Genomic DNA, 15,400 nt, shown 5'->3' with positions numbered 1-15,400 from the left:
GCCGACGATGATATTGGTGTAAACGATTAGCCGGCCAGGTAAGCGGAAAGCTTGCCCAGGTCCACATTGCCGCCGCTGATGATCACGCCTACCCGCTTGCCCTGCAACTGATCCTTGAGCTTGCGCGCGGCGGCAAAGCCCAGGCAGCCGGTCGGCTCCACCACCATCTTCATGCGTTCCGCGAAGAAGCGCATGCCAGCGATCAGTTCCGCATCGCTGACGGTGTGGATGTCGTCCACCAACTGGCGGATCACCTCGAAGGTGTACTTGCCCAGGTGCTGGGTCTGCGCGCCATCGGCGATGGTCTTGGGGGTATCGATATGGACCACATGACCGGCGCGCAGCGATTGCTGGCCGTCGTTGCCGGCCTCCGGTTCCACGCCGTAGATCTTGCAGTCCGGTGCCAGCGCGCGGGCCGCCAGCGCTGCACCCGACAGCAGGCCGCCGCCGCCCACACAGACGAACAGCGCATCCAGCGGCCCGCTCTCCTGCAGCAGTTCCAGCGTGGCCGTGCCCTGGCCGGCCATCACGTGCGGATGATCGTAGGGCGGGATCAGCGTCATCTTGCGCTCGGCCGCCAGGCGTGCGCCGATGGCTTCGCGGTCTTCGGTGTAGCGGTCATAGGTGACCACTTCGGCACCATAGCCACGGGTGGCGGCGACCTTGGCCGCCGGCGCATCCTGCGGCATCACGATCACTGCGGGGATGCCCAGCAACTGCGCGGCCAGCGCCGTACCCTGCGCGTGATTGCCTGACGAGAAGGTGATCACCCCGTGACGACGCTGGTCCGCATCGAATTGCGAGAGCGCATTCATCGCCCCGCGGAACTTGAAGGCGCCCATGCGCTGGAAATTCTCGCACTTGAAGAACAGTTGCGCGCCAAGCTCGGCGTCCGCAGTGCGCGAACGTAGCACCGGCGTCCTGTGCGCCCAGGGCTTGATACGTTCGGCGGCCAGCAGGACATCGGCGAAGCTGGGCAATTCGGTAGCGCTGGAGACGGGGATCATGGGTTTCCTTTGGAAGGCAGGGGTGGAGTCGAAGGGAGTCGGAGGGATTCGGTGGCGCAATGGGAGCGCTGAGCCGCCGTCGATGCGGGGCGGATCAGTCCTTTTCGTCGTTGTAGACCGTCGCACGGGAGATGCCCAGATGCGCCGCCACGATCTCGGCAGCCCGGCGCACATCCATGCAGCCGCTCTGGCGCAGCTCGCGCATCAACTGCCGGCGATCCTCGGCCTTGAGGCTGCGTGGCGTGGTCGACAGGCGCGTCGCAAAATCGTCGATACGACCGCGCAAGGCGTCTGCGCCAGCCGGTTCCAGCGTCTCGGCCACGCGTACTGCGCCGTCGATGCCGCCGAACTGACGCAGCATGCCTTGCAGGGCGCCGAACAGGGTCAGGTCGATGTTCATGCACAGTGCCGCCACGTACTTGCCATCGGCATCCTTGATGCCGATCGAGGTGCTCTTGGCTTGACGCCCGTCGGGCAGGGTGTTGGCGTAGTTGGTCAGCACTTGCGGATAGCTTTCGTCGGCGATGCGCGCCAGGCCCAGTTCGGTGGTGGCGTCGCCTACTTCGCGTCCGGACAGGTTGTTGTGCAGGGCCACGATGGAATGGTCCGCATCACGCAGGTCGTGCAAGACCACTTCGCAGAAAGGCGCGAAGGTCTCGCCCAGGCCACGCGCAACCTGCTGCAATTGCGACAGCAGCAGGGCGTGGTCGGGGCGGTCGGGTTTCTTTTTACGGGAGCGTGAAGTCATGCGATACATATTATCTAAATTTAGACTTTGCGTATACTCGGCTCCACCCTGTCTGGGCGAGGGCCTGCTACCATGAGCTTCCGTTCATACGAGGTTGGCGATGCTGACGACCTCCCGTTGCGAGAGCCCGGCCCATGCGAGATCTGCCCCCCACCGCCACCTTGCGCGCCTTCGAAGTCGCTACCCGGCACGCTACCTTCACTGCCGCCTCCGAGGAGTTGCACGTCACCCAGAGCGCGGTCAGCCACCAGCTGCGGCATCTGGAAGAACTCTGGGGCGTGCAGTTGTTCCAGCGTGGCAAGTCGCTGACGCTGACCCCGGCTGGCGCCGCATTGGCACCGGTAGTGCGGGAGTTCTTCATGAAGCTGGAAACCACCCTGGGCGAACTGCGCGAGCAGAATGGACGCGTCAGGCTCAAGGTCAGCACCACCTATTCCTTCGCCCTCAAGTGGTTGTTGCCGCGACTTCCCGATCTGGCGCAGGCCCATCCCGACATCCTGGTCACGCTGGAGACCACCGACGCTGCCATCCGCTTCATGCCCGGCGAGCCGGATGTCGCCATCCGCTTTGGCACCGGACCCTACCCGGGCCTGTTCTCCGAGTTCCTGTTTCGCGAACAGATCTTCCCGGTGGTCAGCCCGAGCTTGCTGCAACGCCTGGGCAAGCCGCGCAAGCCGGCTGACCTGCTGCGCTATCCCCTGCTCACCCGTGCCGGGGCCGACATGGTGCCGAAGTGGGACCTGTGGTTCCAGCAGGCAGGTGTGGCCGCGCCGGCCCTGCGCGAGAACGTACGCCTGGCCGATACCAACATGACCATCGAAGCTGCGTTGCTGGGCCAGGGCGTGGCGCTGGCCCGCAGTGGCCATGTGGAACAGGAGCTGGCCGGCGGCAGCCTGGTCAGGCTGTTCACGTTGGCCCTGCCTTCGCCCTTGGCCTACTACTTCGTCTGTCCCCAGGGAGTGGAGTCGCAGCCGCATGTGGCCAGCTTCCGGGCGTGGATGATGGCGCAGTCTTTGCAGGCTGCGCAGGCTTATTGACACTGGCAGCAAGGATGGCATGAGTAATCGCTCATGCCGGGATGAGGAGACTTCGCTTGGGTCCGCGCCCGCACATGCTTACCATGGCGCATGTCCTTGCCCATCGTCCTGCTCATCCTCTTCGCCGCCTTCCTGCATGCCGCCTGGAACGCCCTGCTGCGCGCCGGTGGCGACCGCCTCTGGTCGATGACCGTGATGTGCATGGCAGTGGCCCTGGCCAGCCTCGCCGCCATACCTTTCCTGGCTTCGCCGCTACCGGCCAGCTGGCCTTATGCGGCCGGCTCGGCGTTGCTGCACGTGGGGTACAACCTGTTCCTGGTGCGCAGCTACCGGGCCGGTGAGCTGGGCCAGACCTACCCGATTGCACGCGGATGTTCGCCGGTCCTGGTGACCCTGGGCGCGGCCGTCTTCGCAGGCGAACAGATGAGCGCGGTCGTCCTGCTGGGCATCGTACTGGTGTCGGGTGGCATCGTGGCCCTGGCGTTTCGCCGAGGCGGGCTGGCGCTGCCTGGCCTGCCTTATGCGCTGGCGACCGGTTGTTTCATTGCGGCCTACAGCGTGGTCGATGGCATCGGCGTGCGTCTTTCGGGGGCGCCGCTGGCCTATACCGCTTGGATGTCGGCGGGCTGGGGTCTGCTCATGCCGCTGGTCTACCTCGTGCTGCGTCGTCCACGCAACCCGCGTGTGCTCTTCATGTTGCAGCCGGGATTCGTTCGCGCCTTTGCCGGCGGACTGGTCTCGCTGCTGGCCTACGGCATCGTCATCTACGCCATGGACCTGGCACCGATGGGTGCAGTCTCGGCGCTGCGCGAGACCAGCGTGCTGTTTGCAGCACTGATCGGCTACCTGTTCCTGGGCGAATCCCTGGGCCCGGCGCGCCTGCTGGCGTGCGCTGCCATTGCTGCCGGCACGGTCCTGATCGGCTGAACCGGACATGGGCCAGGCGCTGCCAGACAGGTTTCCCGTTTTACTTTTCGGAGAATGACAATGTCCGTCCCCACCCCATCCCCTCTGATCCTCATCACCGGCGCCAGCCGTGGCATGGGCGCCGCCACGGCCCGGTTGGCCGCTGCACGCGGCTACGATGTCGCGCTGAGCTACCTGGCCAACGAGCGGGCGGCCCAGGCCGTCGCCGACGACGTGCGCAGGCTGGGGCGGCGCGCCCTGGCGGTGCAGGCCGACAGCGCCGATCCGGAGCAGGTGGCCAGGCTCTTCGCCGCCATCGACGAACACTTCGGGCGCATCGATGTGCTGGTCAACAATGCCGCGATGCTGGAGCGGCAATCCCGGCTGGAAGACCTGGGTTATGCACGCATGCAGCGCGTCTTCGCGGTCAACGCCATCGGCCCCATGTTGTGCGCCCAGCAGGCAGTGCGGCGCATGGCCTATCGCTATCAGGGGCGCGGCGGCGCGGTGGTCAATATCTCCTCGGCCTCGGCCCGGCTGGGCAGCCCCAACGAATATGTCGACTACGCTGCTTCCAAGGGCGCGCTGGAGACCTTCACCACCGGCTTCGCCAAGGAGGTGGCCCGTGAGGGCATCCGCGTGAATTGCGTCCGGCCGGGGCACATCTACACCGAGATGCATGCCAGTGGCGGCGAACCGGATCGGGTCAACCGGGTCAAGGAAAGTATCCCGATGGGCCGGGGTGGCCAGCCCGAAGAGGTGGCGCGCGCGGTGCTGTGGCTGGCCAGCGAAGAAGCCTCGTTCATCACCGGGACCTTTCTCGACGTCACCGGCGGCAAGTGAGCCGCTGCCCCACCGGGATTGTGGTCAGGAGCAGGGGCTGAAGCTCGCCCGTCTCAGGCCGCGATCTTGTGCACCCGCGACAGGAAGGCGCGGGTCGCCGCCTGGGTCGGCGCATCGATGACCTGGGCCGGTGGGCCGGCCTCGACCACCACGCCATCGCGCATGAAGATAACCTTGTCGGCGACCTCCCGGGCGAAGGCGATCTCGTGCGTGACCAGGATCATGGTCATGCCACGCTCGGCCAGTTGCTTGATCACGTTGAGGACTTCCCCGACCAGTTCCGGATCCAGCGCCGAAGTCGCCTCGTCGAACAACATCACCTCCGGGTCCATCGCCAGCGCACGGGCGATGGCCACACGCTGCTTCTGGCCGCCGGAGAGCTTCTCCGGATACATCTCTGCCTTCTCCGCCAGGCCGACTTGCGCCAACAGTTTCATGGCCTGCGCGCGTGCATGCGCCTTGGGCCGGCGCAACACGGTCACCGGACCTTCCATGACGTTCTGTGCCACCGTCATGTGCGGGAACAGGTTGAAGTGCTGGAACACCATGCCGGTCTGCGCTCGAAACTGTGCCATGGTGCGGTCGCTCAGCTTTGCTGGCACGGTCTGGTCGAAGTCGAAGCATTCGCTGCCGATCTTGATGACGCCATGGTCGGGCGCGGCCAGCAGGTTCAGGCAACGCAGCAGCGTCGACTTGCCCGAACCGGAAGGCCCGATCAGGGCGACCACTTCACCCCTGGCGATTTCCAGATTGATCTCCTTGAGGACTTCCTGCTGACCAAAGGACTTCTTCAGGCCGCGTACCGAAATCATGATGGGTTTGCTCATGGACGCTTTCTCAGGTCTTGATCTGATGCAGTTCCAGGCGCTTGGCCAGTACCGTCGCGGGGAACAGGATGATGAAATAGAGCAGCGCCACCAGCGTGTAGATCTCCAGCGGCCGGTAGGTATCATGCGCGATCAGTTGCCCCTGATAGACCAGATCCGGCACCGCCAGTACCGACAGCAGCGAGGTATTCTTCAACTGCATGATGGACTGGCTGACCAGTGGTGGCGTCATGCGCCGGAATGCCTGCGGCAGCACCAGGCGGTGCATCACCTGCCAGCGGGTCATGCCGATGGCCTGGCCGGCCTCGGTCTGTCCGGTATCGATGGAGACGATCCCGCCCCGTACGATTTCCGAATAGAACGCGCCGCCGTACAGCGTCAATGCCAGCGCCGCCGCCATCCAGGGCGAGAGTTCTATGCCCATGAGTACCGGCAAGGCGTAGTAGAACCAGATCAACTGCACCAGCACCGGCGTACAGCGGAACAGCTCCACGTAGCCGCGCAGCACGCCGCACAGGATGCGGTTGGACGAGACCCGGCCCAGTCCCACGATGATGCCGACCGCCATGCCCGTGATGACGACCACGATGGTAAACAGCACCGTGGTGATCACCCCGGAGACGATGATGCCGCGGTACTGCCAGAGCGTCCCGAAATCCCAGCTGTACATGGGCAGCCCCTCAGAACTTGAGCTGCGGAGGGAAGGCGTTGGCCGGCACCTTGGCCAGGTTTTCCATGTTGGAGACGATGATCTCGCGAATGCGGCCGGCCTTGCGCGCCTCTTCCAGCCAGCCATTGACGGCGGTCACGAAGCTCTGGTCGGCCTGCTTGCGGATGCCGACGTTGGTGGGCGCGGTTTCGTCCGGCGTGGGAAAGACGATGTGGCCGATGGTGGGCAGCTTCACCAGCAGCGAGGTCGACAGCAGCACCACCAGCACCTGGCAGTCGGCGCGACCCGATTGCAGCGCCATGGTGGCCGCCGCCGAGGTCTCGAAGCGCAGGATGGTGGCCTTGGGCAGGATGCGCGTGACCAACTGGTCGTGCGAGGAACCGACATCGACCGCCACCTTGATCTCCGGCCGGTTGAGTTCTTCCCAGGTCTTGAAGTCCAATCCCTTGCGGGCGACCACGGTGTTGATGTTGTTGTACAGCGGGTTGCTGAAATCGACCACCTCGCGACGCTGCGGGGTGGGAGCCATCGCCAGTTGCGCATCGATCTTGTTGGTCTGCACATCCAGAACGGCATTGCCCCAGGTGGTCTCGACCCATTCCACTTCGGCCTTGAGATGCTTGGCCAGGTCGCGTCCGAAGTCGGCACAGAAGCCCTTCCATTCCTGCGTCGCCAGATCCTTGTTGAAATAGGGGGTGGCGCCGTTGATCGCACCCAGCCGCAGCTTGCCGGTGCGCTTGATGCGTGCCATGGTCGATTCGATGTCTTGCGCGAAGACGTCGGGCAGAGTCAATACGGCGCTGCCGGCCAGTGCCGATTGGATGAAGTGTCTGCGGGAAATGCTCATGCGGGTCTCCTGGTGGGACGGGTGGTGGTCGATGCGTATAAGGGGGCGACGTCAAGCCATGCATGAACCATGCGGCCCGTGTCGCCTGCTGCACGGTGAATTTTCACGCCGCTGTTGCATGCTTGCCGCCTTTCATTGCGATGAAAAAAATCAGGAAAAAATTCGCTGCACAACACCGGTACAGCTAGCGATTTTCATGCCATCGAGCGCGCTGCCGGAAGCATGCCGCACACCTTGTGAATGCCTTGCGCATGCCGCTTTGTCGCACCCGCACCAGCGACGCTGCACCGCGATCGGTCGCGCCTGCACCAAAGTGATGGAATCGCAGTGGAAGGGGATGCTCCATGCCTTCGTCGTTATCGTTGTGGTCTTCGTCGCCGGAGCGTGTCTCGAATATTTTTTAGAAAATTATCTCGCGTCACGGGCGGCGCCGCAAGCTGCATGGCAGACATGCGCCCCGGCACATCGCCGCGGCAGATGCATTCAGCGCACATCGAGCGACCACGCGCGGCCATCATGGTGGCGTACCGGCAGAGCGGCCAGCCAGAGGTGGGCGTCGTCCACGCAGCGCACGTTGACGTTGATCTGGGCCGGCGCCGAGCGCGGATGACAATGGGTAGGCGTGCCGCACAGGCGGCAGAAGAAATGGGTGGCGCGCAGCGTGCCGAAGCGGTATCGGGTCAGCATTGCCGTCCCATCCACCAGGGTGAAGCGCTGCGCATCGACGCGGTGGTGCAGGGCGGCCTTGCGCAGGCAGTAGGAACAATTGCATTGGACCACCTCCTCGATATGCGAGAGGAAACGGAAACGCACCGCGCCGCAGTGACAACTGGCGTGATGCATGCGCAGACCGGGCGGGGCACCATCCGGCAGGATGGCATCGGTATCAGGCATGGCCGCCGCCCGGTCCCCGGTCTCCGGACTCAGGCGTAGACCTGGCCGAAGCGATTGGCGAGGAAGTCCGGCAGTCCGATCGCCTCCTGGCTGATGAAGCCGCGCTGCGGCAGCTTGCCGTTGCGGAACAGGTCCACTGCGGTGCAGACGCCGGCGGCGGTGGTGCTCTGGATGGCGCTTTCGTAGCGGCCTTCTTCGTGGATGGCGAAGATCTTGCGGGTGAATACTTCCTGTACGAACTTGTCGCCACGCATGCCGCTGACGGTGACGAATACCAGTACCACGTCCTGCATGGTGGTGGGCACGGCCTTGCGCAGGATGTTCTTGAGCAGTTCCTGGTCATGCTTGAGACCGAGGTCGCTGAGCAGGAATTTCATGCGTTGCTGGTGACCGGGATAGCGCACCGACTTGTAGTCGAGATTGCGGATGCGCCCGGCCAGGGTCTCGCACAAGGTGCCCAGTCCGCCGGAGGTGTTGAAGGCCTCGTACTCGACGCCGTCCAGCGAGAAATGCTCGATGTCGGCCAGCGGATCGACGGCGACCTTGGTACCGTCACGCAGGGCTTCGCAGGGATGGCAATACTCGTTGACCAGGCCATCGACACTCCAGGTCAGGTTGTATTTGAGTTCGTTGGTGGGATATTGCGGCAGCGCGCCCACGCGCATCTTGACGTCGTGCACTTCGTCGAAGGAGCCCGCCAGGTGATGCGCGGCAATACCGATGAAACCCGGTGCCAGCCCGCATTGCGGCATGAATGCCACTGGTGCGTCGGCGGCCAGTGCAGCGATGGCGCGGGTGGCCTGCACGTCTTCGGTCAGGTCGAAGTAATGCGTACCGGTATTGCGGGCAGCACCGGCTACTTTCACGGCCATGTGATAGGGCAGGGCATTGATGACGATATCGGCCGGACGCAGCAACTGCTCCAGCGCCTGGGCATCGGAGGAATCGACGACGGCCTTCTCGATGTTGAGTGCCGACACTGCCTTCAGCGCCTGGGCATCGCGGTCAGCGATGGTGACGTTGTAGTCGCCGCTCTCGGAGAGCAGACGTGCAATCGTTTGGCCGATGTGGCCGGAACCCAATAGGACCGTGCGCATGATGAAACTCCTGGATGAAGACACGAAAAGTTAGTCTTCATTCTAGGGAGCTTTGCAGACGGATTAAATTACCAAATAGTCAGAAAGTAGTGTCAATCGCGGCATTATGTATCGAAGTTTCGTCGATATGTTTCGACCACTTGTCCTGCGGCTGCCCTATGGCGGCCTTCAGGAAGTCCTGGGCGCGTCGCCGCGATCGATCTTGCGTGCCAGTACCACCGAGGTGGTGGTCTTGATGACGCCGTCCATCTCGCCGATCTCGTCGAGGATGCGATCCAGCTGTTCCGGGGTGCTCACGCGCAGCCAGGCCACGTAGTCGAACTCGCCGCTGACCGCGCATAGCTGGTGGACTTCCGGCATGCGGTTGAAGCGCCGCACCACATCCTTCCCGGCCTTGGGCTGCAGCGTGATACCGACATAGGCTTGCAGGCTGGGATCGAGCACGTCGCGTCCCAGCTTGAGGGTATAGCCGGAGATGATGCCGGCTTTTTCCAGGCGCTCCATGCGCGCGATGATGGTGGTGCGTGCCAGGTCCAGCCGGCGCGCCAGGTCAGCCACCGGCGCGCGTGCATTCATCTGCAGTTCGGAAATGATCTGGCGGTCGATGTCGTCCAGCTGGTCCAGTCTGATCATGGATAGTGCTCCCCGATGCCATGCGAAAAGAGAGGAAAAAGGCGCCGACACTACAAAAAGGCGAGGCGGCGCGTCATTGCGTCAGTTTAGACCAGTATTTCGACGTTCTTGCCCTTTTTTGTGTCAGCGCGAAATCCTAGACTGCGCTCTGCATGTCGATGACCTGGTCGGTCCATCCCTCTCTCCAACCTTTTTGCAGGTGAACCGTACATGAAAGTCGTCGTCATCGGAGGTGGCATCATCGGCACCGCCACCGCTTACTGGCTGGCCCTGCAGCAGGTGGAGGTGGTGCTCATCGAGCGCGAGCCCGATGTGGCCTGTCAGACCAGTGCCGGTAATGCTGGCGTGATCGCGCCGGGCTATGTGACGCCGTGGGCCGCTCCGGGCATGCCGACCAAGATCCTGAAGTATCTCTTCAAGGCCGCCTCGCCAGTGGTGTTCCGGCCCCGCATGAGCTTGCGGCAATGGCGCTGGATCGGCCAGTGGCTGGGCAACTGCGAGCTGGAGCGCTATCGCCGCAACAAGCTGCGCATGCAGCGCATCGCCTATTACAGCCGCGATTGCCTGCATGAATTCCTGGAGCGACATCCCTTCGACTACGGTCGCAGCCAGGGCTATCTGCAATTGTTCCGCAGTCGCTTCGACGAGCAAATGGCCGCGCCCGCGCTGGCCTTGTTGCAGGAGGCCGGTGTCGCCCATCGGCAGCTGACCGCAGCCCAATGCCTGGCCGTCGAGCCCGGTCTGCGCCATGCGCGCGTGCAGGCCCGTTCCGGGCTTTACCTGCCCGATGACGAGGCCGGCGATTGCGCTGCCTTCGCGCGCCAGTTGCGCCACCTGTGCGAAGAGATGGGTGTGCAGTTCCGCTTCGATACCGTGGTCAGCGACATAGCGGTCGAAGCAGGTCAGGTACGCAGGCTGCATCTGCAGGCCCGTGGCCTGCGCGAACAGCTCGACTGCGATGCGCTGGTCATGGCCGCCGGAGTGGACAGTCATGCGTTGCTGGCACCGCTGGGTATCCGGGTGCCGCTGTATCCGGTCAAGGGCTACTCCGCCACCATCCCCATCCTCGACACCGAGGCCGCGCCGCGCGCGGCGGTCATGGACGAATCGTTCAAGACCGCCATGACCCGCATGGACGGTGTGGTGCGCGTGGCGGGTACCGCCGAACTGGGCGACGATGGTCTGCAGCTGCGCCAGGCCTGCCTGCATACGCTGCGCCAGGTCATGCAGGACTGGTTTCCACGCGCCGGTGAGCTTGGCGCGGCACGCTTCTGGGTCGGACGCCGCCCCATGACCCCGGATGGCCCACCGTTGCTGGGGCCTACGCCGATAGGCCGACTGTTCCTGAATCTGGGCCATGGTTCGACCGGCTGGGCGATGTCGCTCGGTTCCGGCCGGGTGGTGGCCGATCTGGTGACCGGCGGTACGCCGGCCATCGACATCGATGGGCTGACCCTGGCCCGCTATCGCTGAACAGGGCCGCATATGTCCCAACCGAGCTCAACCCGATTCAACCCAACCCAACTCAAACGGAGAAGCAAATGACTGGTGCAGACGTACTCGTGAAGCTGCTGGAGGACTATGGCGTGGAGGTGATCTTCGGCGTTCCCGGAGATACCAATGTGGCGTTCTACAAGGCGCTGAGCCGCTCCGGCAAGCTACGCCACGTGATGGCGCGCGACGAACGCTCCGCCCTCTACATGGCCGACGCCTATGCGCGCTACAGCGGCAGGCCGGGCGTGGCCGAATGTCCCAGCGGCGCTGGCGCGATGTATTCGTTGCCAGGCATGGCCGAGGCCAACAGTTCTTCCATCCCCCTGATCCTGCTGACCAACGACATCCCGCTCAAGGGCGAGGGGCGCGGCATGATTACCGAACTGGACAACGCCAAGCTGTTCGAGCCGGTTTCCAAGCTCTCCTTCCAGGTCAAGACCACGGCCAAGATCCCGGAGGCGGTGCGACGCGCCTTCCGCACCGCCACCTCGGGTCGCCCGGGGACGGTGCACATGACCTTCCCGGAAGATATCCTGGCGCAGGATTCCGACAGTACCCCGGAAGAGATCTACGCCGAACCGGAGTGCCGCCATTTCCCGGCCTTCCCGGTGCGCCCTGATGCCACGCTGGTGCAGCAGCTGGCCGGGCTGCTCAACGCCTCCCGGCGACCGGTGCTGGTGGCCGGCGGCGGTGTGATGCACTCCAATGCCGGCGCGCAGTTGCTGGCGCTGGCCGAGAAGGCCAATGCCATCGTGGTGACCACCATCACCGGCCAGGGCGCCGTCCCTGACGAGCACCCGCTGGCACTGGGCGTGATCGGCGACAACGGTTTCCATCCACATGCGGCGCGTGCGGTCGAGGAAAGCGACCTGCTGGTCTACCTGGGCTGCAAGATGGGATCGGTGGTCACCATCGGCTGGACCTTCCCCAGCAGCAAGCAGCCGCGCCAGCGCGTACAGGTCGACATCGATCCAGCCGTGCTGGGCAATACCGGCCGTAACGATCTCAATATCGCCGGTGATGTCCGTTCGGTACTGGAGGACCTGGCACCGCTGGTGCTGGATCATGAACCACGTGCCTGGAACGGCGAACTCAACCGCGTGCGCAGCCGCTTCTGGGAACAGGCCCAGGCCGACCTCTGCAGCGACGCCCTGCCCCTGAAGCCACAGCGCGTGGTGCAGGAGCTGAACCGACGCCTGCCGCCGCGCGCCGTGATGGTATCGGACGCCGGCACCCCGACGCCGCACATGACCCGCTATCTGCGCCTGCCGGGCGACGGTTCGCGGCTGGTGATCCCGCGGGCCTTCGGCGGTCTGGGCTATGCGATTCCCGCGGTGGTCGGTGCCTGGCTGGCGCGCCCCGATGTACGGCCCATCGGTCTGTTTGGCGATGGCTCCTTCTCGATGTCCTGCGGCGAACTGGAAACCCTGGCCCGCCTGAAGGTGCCCGCCGTGCTGCTGCATTTCAACAATGGCTGCTTCGGCTGGATCAAGGCGCTGCAGAAGCTGCACAACGATGCGCAGTATCTGTCGGTCGATTTCACCCGGCTGGACGTGGCGCGCATCGCCGAGGGCTTCGGTCTGAAGGGATTGCGTGCCGGCTCGGGCGCCGAACTGGTGAGTGCGCTGGACGAGGCCTTCGGCAGCGAAGGGCCGGTCCTCATCGACATCGTTTCAGAATCGATCGTCGATGAATGCCCGCCGGTCTATTCCTGGATCAAGGCCATGGGCAAGGACCCGCTGGCCGTCGACTGAGTCGGTGCGGGATTGGTTAGAATGCTGGCGATCTACTTACTTTTCCTGAGGCTCCGCATGCTCGGCATCGTCATGCTCGACACTGTATTTCCGCGTCCCCCCGGCGATATCGGCAACCCGGCCACCTTTCCCTTTCCCACGCGGCTGCACAAGGTCAGCCGGGCCTCGCCGCAGAAAGTGATCTTCGAGCGTGCCAGTGGCATGGTGGACGATTTCGTCCAGGCCGCCCGCGCCCTGGAGTCAGAAGGCTGCAAGGCCATCGTCACCAGTTGCGGCTTCCTGGCGCTGCACCAGCAGACCATCGCCGCCGCGGTGCAGGTTCCCTTCGCCAGCTCCAGCCTGTGCTGGCTGCCCACGCTGTACCTGGCGTTCGGGGGCGCGCGCCATGTCGGCATCCTTACTGCCTCCAGTGCGAGCCTGGGGCCGGCGCATCTGGCCGCGCTCGGCGGCAGCATGGATTCTCCGATTGCCGGCATGCCGGTTGATTCCGAATTCGCGCGCGTCATCGTGGGCAACCAGCCGCAGGGCGACATGCAGCGTATCCATGCCGAGATGCTGGCGCTGGCCGATGAGCTGGTGGCCACGCAGCCGCAGGTACGCGCCATCCTGCTGGAGTGCACCAACATGCCGCCGGTTGCGCCGGCCATTGCGCAGCGCACCGGCCGGCCGGTGTTCGATCTGGTGGGGCTGGCCAGACAGTTGATGGCCTAGGCCGTCCATGCCGGCGATGGCAACTCGTGCCAAGTCCGCTCATCGAGCGGCGGCGCAGCCACTGTCATCATGCGGAAACACCGTATCGCTACCCTGCGCAACTTGCCGCCTGGCGCTCCTGCACGCGCGGCGTCCCTGCCGAGGATGGTTTGATGCGACTGCCCTCTTTCCCTTTCTTGATACCGATCTGGCTGCTGCTGTGCAGCCAGTCCGCCACCGCAGCCGCCGATCCCCACAAGCTATGGGAAATCACCAGCCAGCAATGCGTCCCCGCGATGCAGGCTCACGGCGAGCCGCAGCCCTGCGCCACGGTGGACCTGCAACGGGGCTTCGTGATCCTGAAAGACCTGGTGGGCCCGGCCCAGTACCTGCTGATGCCGACCCGGCGCCTGAGCGGCATCGAAAGCCCGGAACTGCTCAGGGAGGATGCGCCCCGCTACTGGGCCTACGCCTGGGAACAGCGCTGGCGCGTGGCGCAGACGCTGGGGCGCTCGCGGGAGGATGAACAGCTGGGCGTGGAAGTCAACTCCGCCGCCGCACGTTCGCAATTACACCTGCATCTGCACATGGACTGCATGCGACGCGACGTGGCCGCCAGCCTGGCCGAGCATCGCGATGATCCGCTGCGGCAATGGCTGCCCTGGCATTTCGAGGGGCACCGTTATTGGGTCATGCGCCTGCCTGCCGATGCCCTGCAGCAGGATGATCCCTTCCGGCTGGCCGCCGCCCGCAGCGCCTATGCAGCCGCCAACATGGCCTCGCAGTCCTTGCTGCTGACCGGGGCGCGCCTGGCCGACGGCAGTACCGGCTTCTTCCTGGTCAACATGCCGGTCAATTTCGACCTGCAAGAGCAGGGTAGCGCCGAAGTCCTGATGGACCACGACTGCCGCTGGTAGCTGACCAGATCAGCCCCTCAGCCGGACAGTTCCTGTACCAGCGTATCGAACACCAGGCGCAGCCGTGGCGGCACCGGGCCGCGCTGCGGGCGGTACAGATAGGTATCCCAGGGTTCCGGTTCATGTTCCCCCAGCACCGGCACCAGGCGTCCGGCGGCGATGTCGTCATCGCACAGGAAGCCGGCAATCTGGCCGATGGCCATGCCATCCCTGACCAGCAGGTATTCCGCCTGCGAGTCGTCACAGACGAAGCGCGCATGGTCGGCGTTCATCTGGCGATCCCCGGCAAACATCCACGGCCATAGCCGGCCGGTGTCGCGGTCGAGCATGCCGGTACAGGGCAGGGCGGGCAGGTCTTCCAGCCTGGCGGGTGTGCCGTGGCGGCGCAGGAAGCGCCGCGTGGCCACGACATGGAAGCGGGTCTTGCCCAGCCGGCGTACCACGAAGCGGTTGTCGCGCAGTGCGCCCACACGGATGCCGATGTCGATCTTTTCGCCGACCACGTCGGCACGCTGATCGGTCAGCCGCAGGTCAAAGCGCAGACCGGGATGGGTATTGGCCAGTCTTTCCACGATGGGCAACAGTCGACTGCGCCCCAGTGCCGAGGGCGCGGCCAGTCGTACCACGCCACTCATGTCGTCCTGCGGGCCGGCGGGGTCCGGCGCAAACAGGCCATCGAGCTGCTGCAGGCTGGTGCGGGCGCGTTCGGCCAGTTGTTCACCGAAGCTGGTGATGCGCACCTGGCGGGTATTGCGGTGGAACAGCATCTCGCCTTGCAGCCGTTCCAGCTCCTGGATCGCCCGGGTGACCGCCTGCGGCGAAATGCCGAGATGGATGGCGGCCTCCTTGAAGCTGCCGGCGTCGGCGGCAGCACAGAAGATGCGCAGCATCTCCAGTCGGTTGAGCATGATGATTCCTTGAATTGGAATTCTGTAATCTTATCATTTCCATTGTTTGGCATAGTCGCCGTGACCATAATCCTTCCATCGACAAGCAACACATGCAACACAAGCAGCACGAGCGGGATATGCACATT

16 protein-coding genes are annotated in these 15,400 nt (G+C 64.5%); 7 read left to right on the top strand and 9 right to left on the bottom strand.

Translation table 11 applies throughout. The annotated features are described in order from the left end of the window. Nucleotides 1-26: 26 nt before the first annotated feature. Nucleotides 27-1,007 carry a threo-3-hydroxy-L-aspartate ammonia-lyase gene (locus I5R65_RS13025; protein ID WP_180668069.1) on the bottom strand — a complete coding sequence of 327 codons (981 nt, stop codon included), beginning with the start codon at nt 1,005-1,007 and terminating at the stop codon, nt 27-29. A 94-nt stretch (nt 1,008-1,101) separates the two neighbouring features. Further along, nucleotides 1,102-1,764, bottom strand: coding sequence for a transcriptional regulator (locus I5R65_RS13020; protein ID WP_180668068.1), 663 nt, complete (start codon nt 1,762-1,764; stop codon nt 1,102-1,104). 125 nt (nt 1,765-1,889) lie between these two features. Here I5R65_RS13020 and gcvA point away from each other — a divergent pair, with 125 nt between their 5' ends. The 3 genes from gcvA to I5R65_RS13005 all read left to right on the top strand — a co-directional run bounded on the left by gcvA (nt 1,890) and on the right by I5R65_RS13005 (nt 4,541). Continuing rightward, complete coding sequence (gene gcvA, locus I5R65_RS13015; RefSeq protein ID WP_180668067.1) at nt 1,890-2,792, top strand: transcriptional regulator GcvA; 903 nt, start codon at nt 1,890-1,892, stop codon at nt 2,790-2,792. 90 nt (nt 2,793-2,882) lie between these two features. Then, a complete protein-coding gene (locus I5R65_RS13010; protein ID WP_180668066.1) occupies nt 2,883-3,719 on the top strand; it encodes a DMT family transporter in 837 nt (278 codons plus the stop codon). A 60-nt stretch (nt 3,720-3,779) separates the two neighbouring features. Next, nucleotides 3,780-4,541, top strand: a complete 762-nt coding sequence (locus I5R65_RS13005; RefSeq protein ID WP_180668065.1) for an SDR family oxidoreductase — start codon at nt 3,780-3,782, stop codon at nt 4,539-4,541. Nucleotides 4,542-4,594: 53 nt separating this feature from the next. Here I5R65_RS13005 and I5R65_RS13000 read toward each other — a convergent pair whose 3' ends face one another. The 6 genes from I5R65_RS13000 to I5R65_RS12975 all read right to left on the bottom strand — a co-directional run bounded on the left by I5R65_RS13000 (nt 4,595) and on the right by I5R65_RS12975 (nt 9,509). Then, nucleotides 4,595-5,368, bottom strand: coding sequence for an amino acid ABC transporter ATP-binding protein (locus tag I5R65_RS13000; protein ID WP_305037735.1), 774 nt, complete (start codon nt 5,366-5,368; stop codon nt 4,595-4,597). 10 nt (nt 5,369-5,378) lie between these two features. Then, the gene (locus I5R65_RS12995) at nt 5,379-6,038 is read right to left on the bottom strand and encodes an amino acid ABC transporter permease (protein ID WP_180668064.1); all 660 of its coding nucleotides are present in this window, start codon (nt 6,036-6,038) and stop codon (nt 5,379-5,381) included. A gap of 10 nt (nt 6,039-6,048) precedes the next feature. Further along, nucleotides 6,049-6,885: a transporter substrate-binding domain-containing protein gene (locus tag I5R65_RS12990; protein WP_180668063.1), complete on the bottom strand. Its 837-nt coding sequence runs from the start codon at nt 6,883-6,885 to the stop codon at nt 6,049-6,051. A gap of 483 nt (nt 6,886-7,368) precedes the next feature. Beyond that, nucleotides 7,369-7,779 (bottom strand): GFA family protein, encoded by a 411-nt coding sequence (locus tag I5R65_RS12985; RefSeq protein WP_231395166.1) that lies wholly within the window; start codon nt 7,777-7,779, stop codon nt 7,369-7,371. A gap of 29 nt (nt 7,780-7,808) precedes the next feature. After that, on the bottom strand, nt 7,809-8,876 hold the full coding sequence (locus tag I5R65_RS12980) for a saccharopine dehydrogenase family protein (RefSeq protein ID WP_180668062.1): 1,068 nt from the start codon (nt 8,874-8,876) through the stop codon (nt 7,809-7,811). 168 nt (nt 8,877-9,044) lie between these two features. Then, nucleotides 9,045-9,509: an Lrp/AsnC family transcriptional regulator gene (locus I5R65_RS12975; protein ID WP_180668061.1), complete on the bottom strand. Its 465-nt coding sequence runs from the start codon at nt 9,507-9,509 to the stop codon at nt 9,045-9,047. A gap of 210 nt (nt 9,510-9,719) precedes the next feature. Between I5R65_RS12975 and I5R65_RS12970 the strand changes: the two genes are divergently transcribed. The 4 genes from I5R65_RS12970 to I5R65_RS12955 all read left to right on the top strand — a co-directional run bounded on the left by I5R65_RS12970 (nt 9,720) and on the right by I5R65_RS12955 (nt 14,364). Next, complete coding sequence (locus I5R65_RS12970) at nt 9,720-10,982, top strand: D-amino acid dehydrogenase (protein WP_180668060.1); 1,263 nt, start codon at nt 9,720-9,722, stop codon at nt 10,980-10,982. A 68-nt stretch (nt 10,983-11,050) separates the two neighbouring features. Beyond that, on the top strand, nt 11,051-12,757 hold the full coding sequence (locus I5R65_RS12965) for a thiamine pyrophosphate-binding protein (protein ID WP_180668059.1): 1,707 nt from the start codon (nt 11,051-11,053) through the stop codon (nt 12,755-12,757). Between the two features lie 57 nt (nt 12,758-12,814). Further along, nucleotides 12,815-13,468, top strand: coding sequence for an aspartate/glutamate racemase family protein (locus I5R65_RS12960; RefSeq protein WP_180668058.1), 654 nt, complete (start codon nt 12,815-12,817; stop codon nt 13,466-13,468). Between the two features lie 152 nt (nt 13,469-13,620). Beyond that, on the top strand, nt 13,621-14,364 hold the full coding sequence (locus tag I5R65_RS12955; protein WP_180668056.1) for a CDP-diacylglycerol diphosphatase: 744 nt from the start codon (nt 13,621-13,623) through the stop codon (nt 14,362-14,364). A 17-nt stretch (nt 14,365-14,381) separates the two neighbouring features. Here the strand turns inward: I5R65_RS12955 and I5R65_RS12950 are convergent, their stop codons facing one another. Next, complete coding sequence (locus I5R65_RS12950) at nt 14,382-15,272, bottom strand: LysR family transcriptional regulator (RefSeq protein WP_180668054.1); 891 nt, start codon at nt 15,270-15,272, stop codon at nt 14,382-14,384. Between the last annotated feature and the right edge of the window lie 128 nt (nt 15,273-15,400).

It is taken from the genome of Herbaspirillum sp. AP02 (assembly GCF_015767275.1).
GTDB lineage: Bacteria > Pseudomonadota > Gammaproteobacteria > Burkholderiales > Burkholderiaceae_D > Herbaspirillum.
This window is presented reverse-complemented; position numbering and strand designations above follow the sequence as displayed.

Bases quoted from the DNA above. Each gene is read 5' to 3' on its own strand.
- I5R65_RS13025 (WP_180668069.1), bottom strand. From the start codon at position 1,007: ATGATCCCCGTCTCCAGCGCTACCGAATTGCCCAGCTTCGCCGATGTC.
- I5R65_RS13020 (WP_180668068.1), bottom strand. From the start codon at position 1,764: ATGTATCGCATGACTTCACGCTCCCGTAAAAAGAAACCCGACCGCCCC.
- gcvA (WP_180668067.1), top strand. From the start codon at position 1,890: ATGCGAGATCTGCCCCCCACCGCCACCTTGCGCGCCTTCGAAGTCGCT.
- I5R65_RS13010 (WP_180668066.1), top strand. From the start codon at position 2,883: ATGTCCTTGCCCATCGTCCTGCTCATCCTCTTCGCCGCCTTCCTGCAT.
- I5R65_RS13005 (WP_180668065.1), top strand. From the start codon at position 3,780: ATGTCCGTCCCCACCCCATCCCCTCTGATCCTCATCACCGGCGCCAGC.
- I5R65_RS13000 (WP_305037735.1), bottom strand. From the start codon at position 5,368: ATGAGCAAACCCATCATGATTTCGGTACGCGGCCTGAAGAAGTCCTTT.
- I5R65_RS12995 (WP_180668064.1), bottom strand. From the start codon at position 6,038: ATGTACAGCTGGGATTTCGGGACGCTCTGGCAGTACCGCGGCATCATC.
- I5R65_RS12990 (WP_180668063.1), bottom strand. From the start codon at position 6,885: ATGAGCATTTCCCGCAGACACTTCATCCAATCGGCACTGGCCGGCAGC.
- I5R65_RS12985 (WP_231395166.1), bottom strand. From the start codon at position 7,779: ATGCCTGATACCGATGCCATCCTGCCGGATGGTGCCCCGCCCGGTCTG.
- I5R65_RS12980 (WP_180668062.1), bottom strand. From the start codon at position 8,876: ATGCGCACGGTCCTATTGGGTTCCGGCCACATCGGCCAAACGATTGCA.
- I5R65_RS12975 (WP_180668061.1), bottom strand. From the start codon at position 9,509: ATGATCAGACTGGACCAGCTGGACGACATCGACCGCCAGATCATTTCC.
- I5R65_RS12970 (WP_180668060.1), top strand. From the start codon at position 9,720: ATGAAAGTCGTCGTCATCGGAGGTGGCATCATCGGCACCGCCACCGCT.
- I5R65_RS12965 (WP_180668059.1), top strand. From the start codon at position 11,051: ATGACTGGTGCAGACGTACTCGTGAAGCTGCTGGAGGACTATGGCGTG.
- I5R65_RS12960 (WP_180668058.1), top strand. From the start codon at position 12,815: ATGCTCGGCATCGTCATGCTCGACACTGTATTTCCGCGTCCCCCCGGC.
- I5R65_RS12955 (WP_180668056.1), top strand. From the start codon at position 13,621: ATGCGACTGCCCTCTTTCCCTTTCTTGATACCGATCTGGCTGCTGCTG.
- I5R65_RS12950 (WP_180668054.1), bottom strand. From the start codon at position 15,272: ATGCTCAACCGACTGGAGATGCTGCGCATCTTCTGTGCTGCCGCCGAC.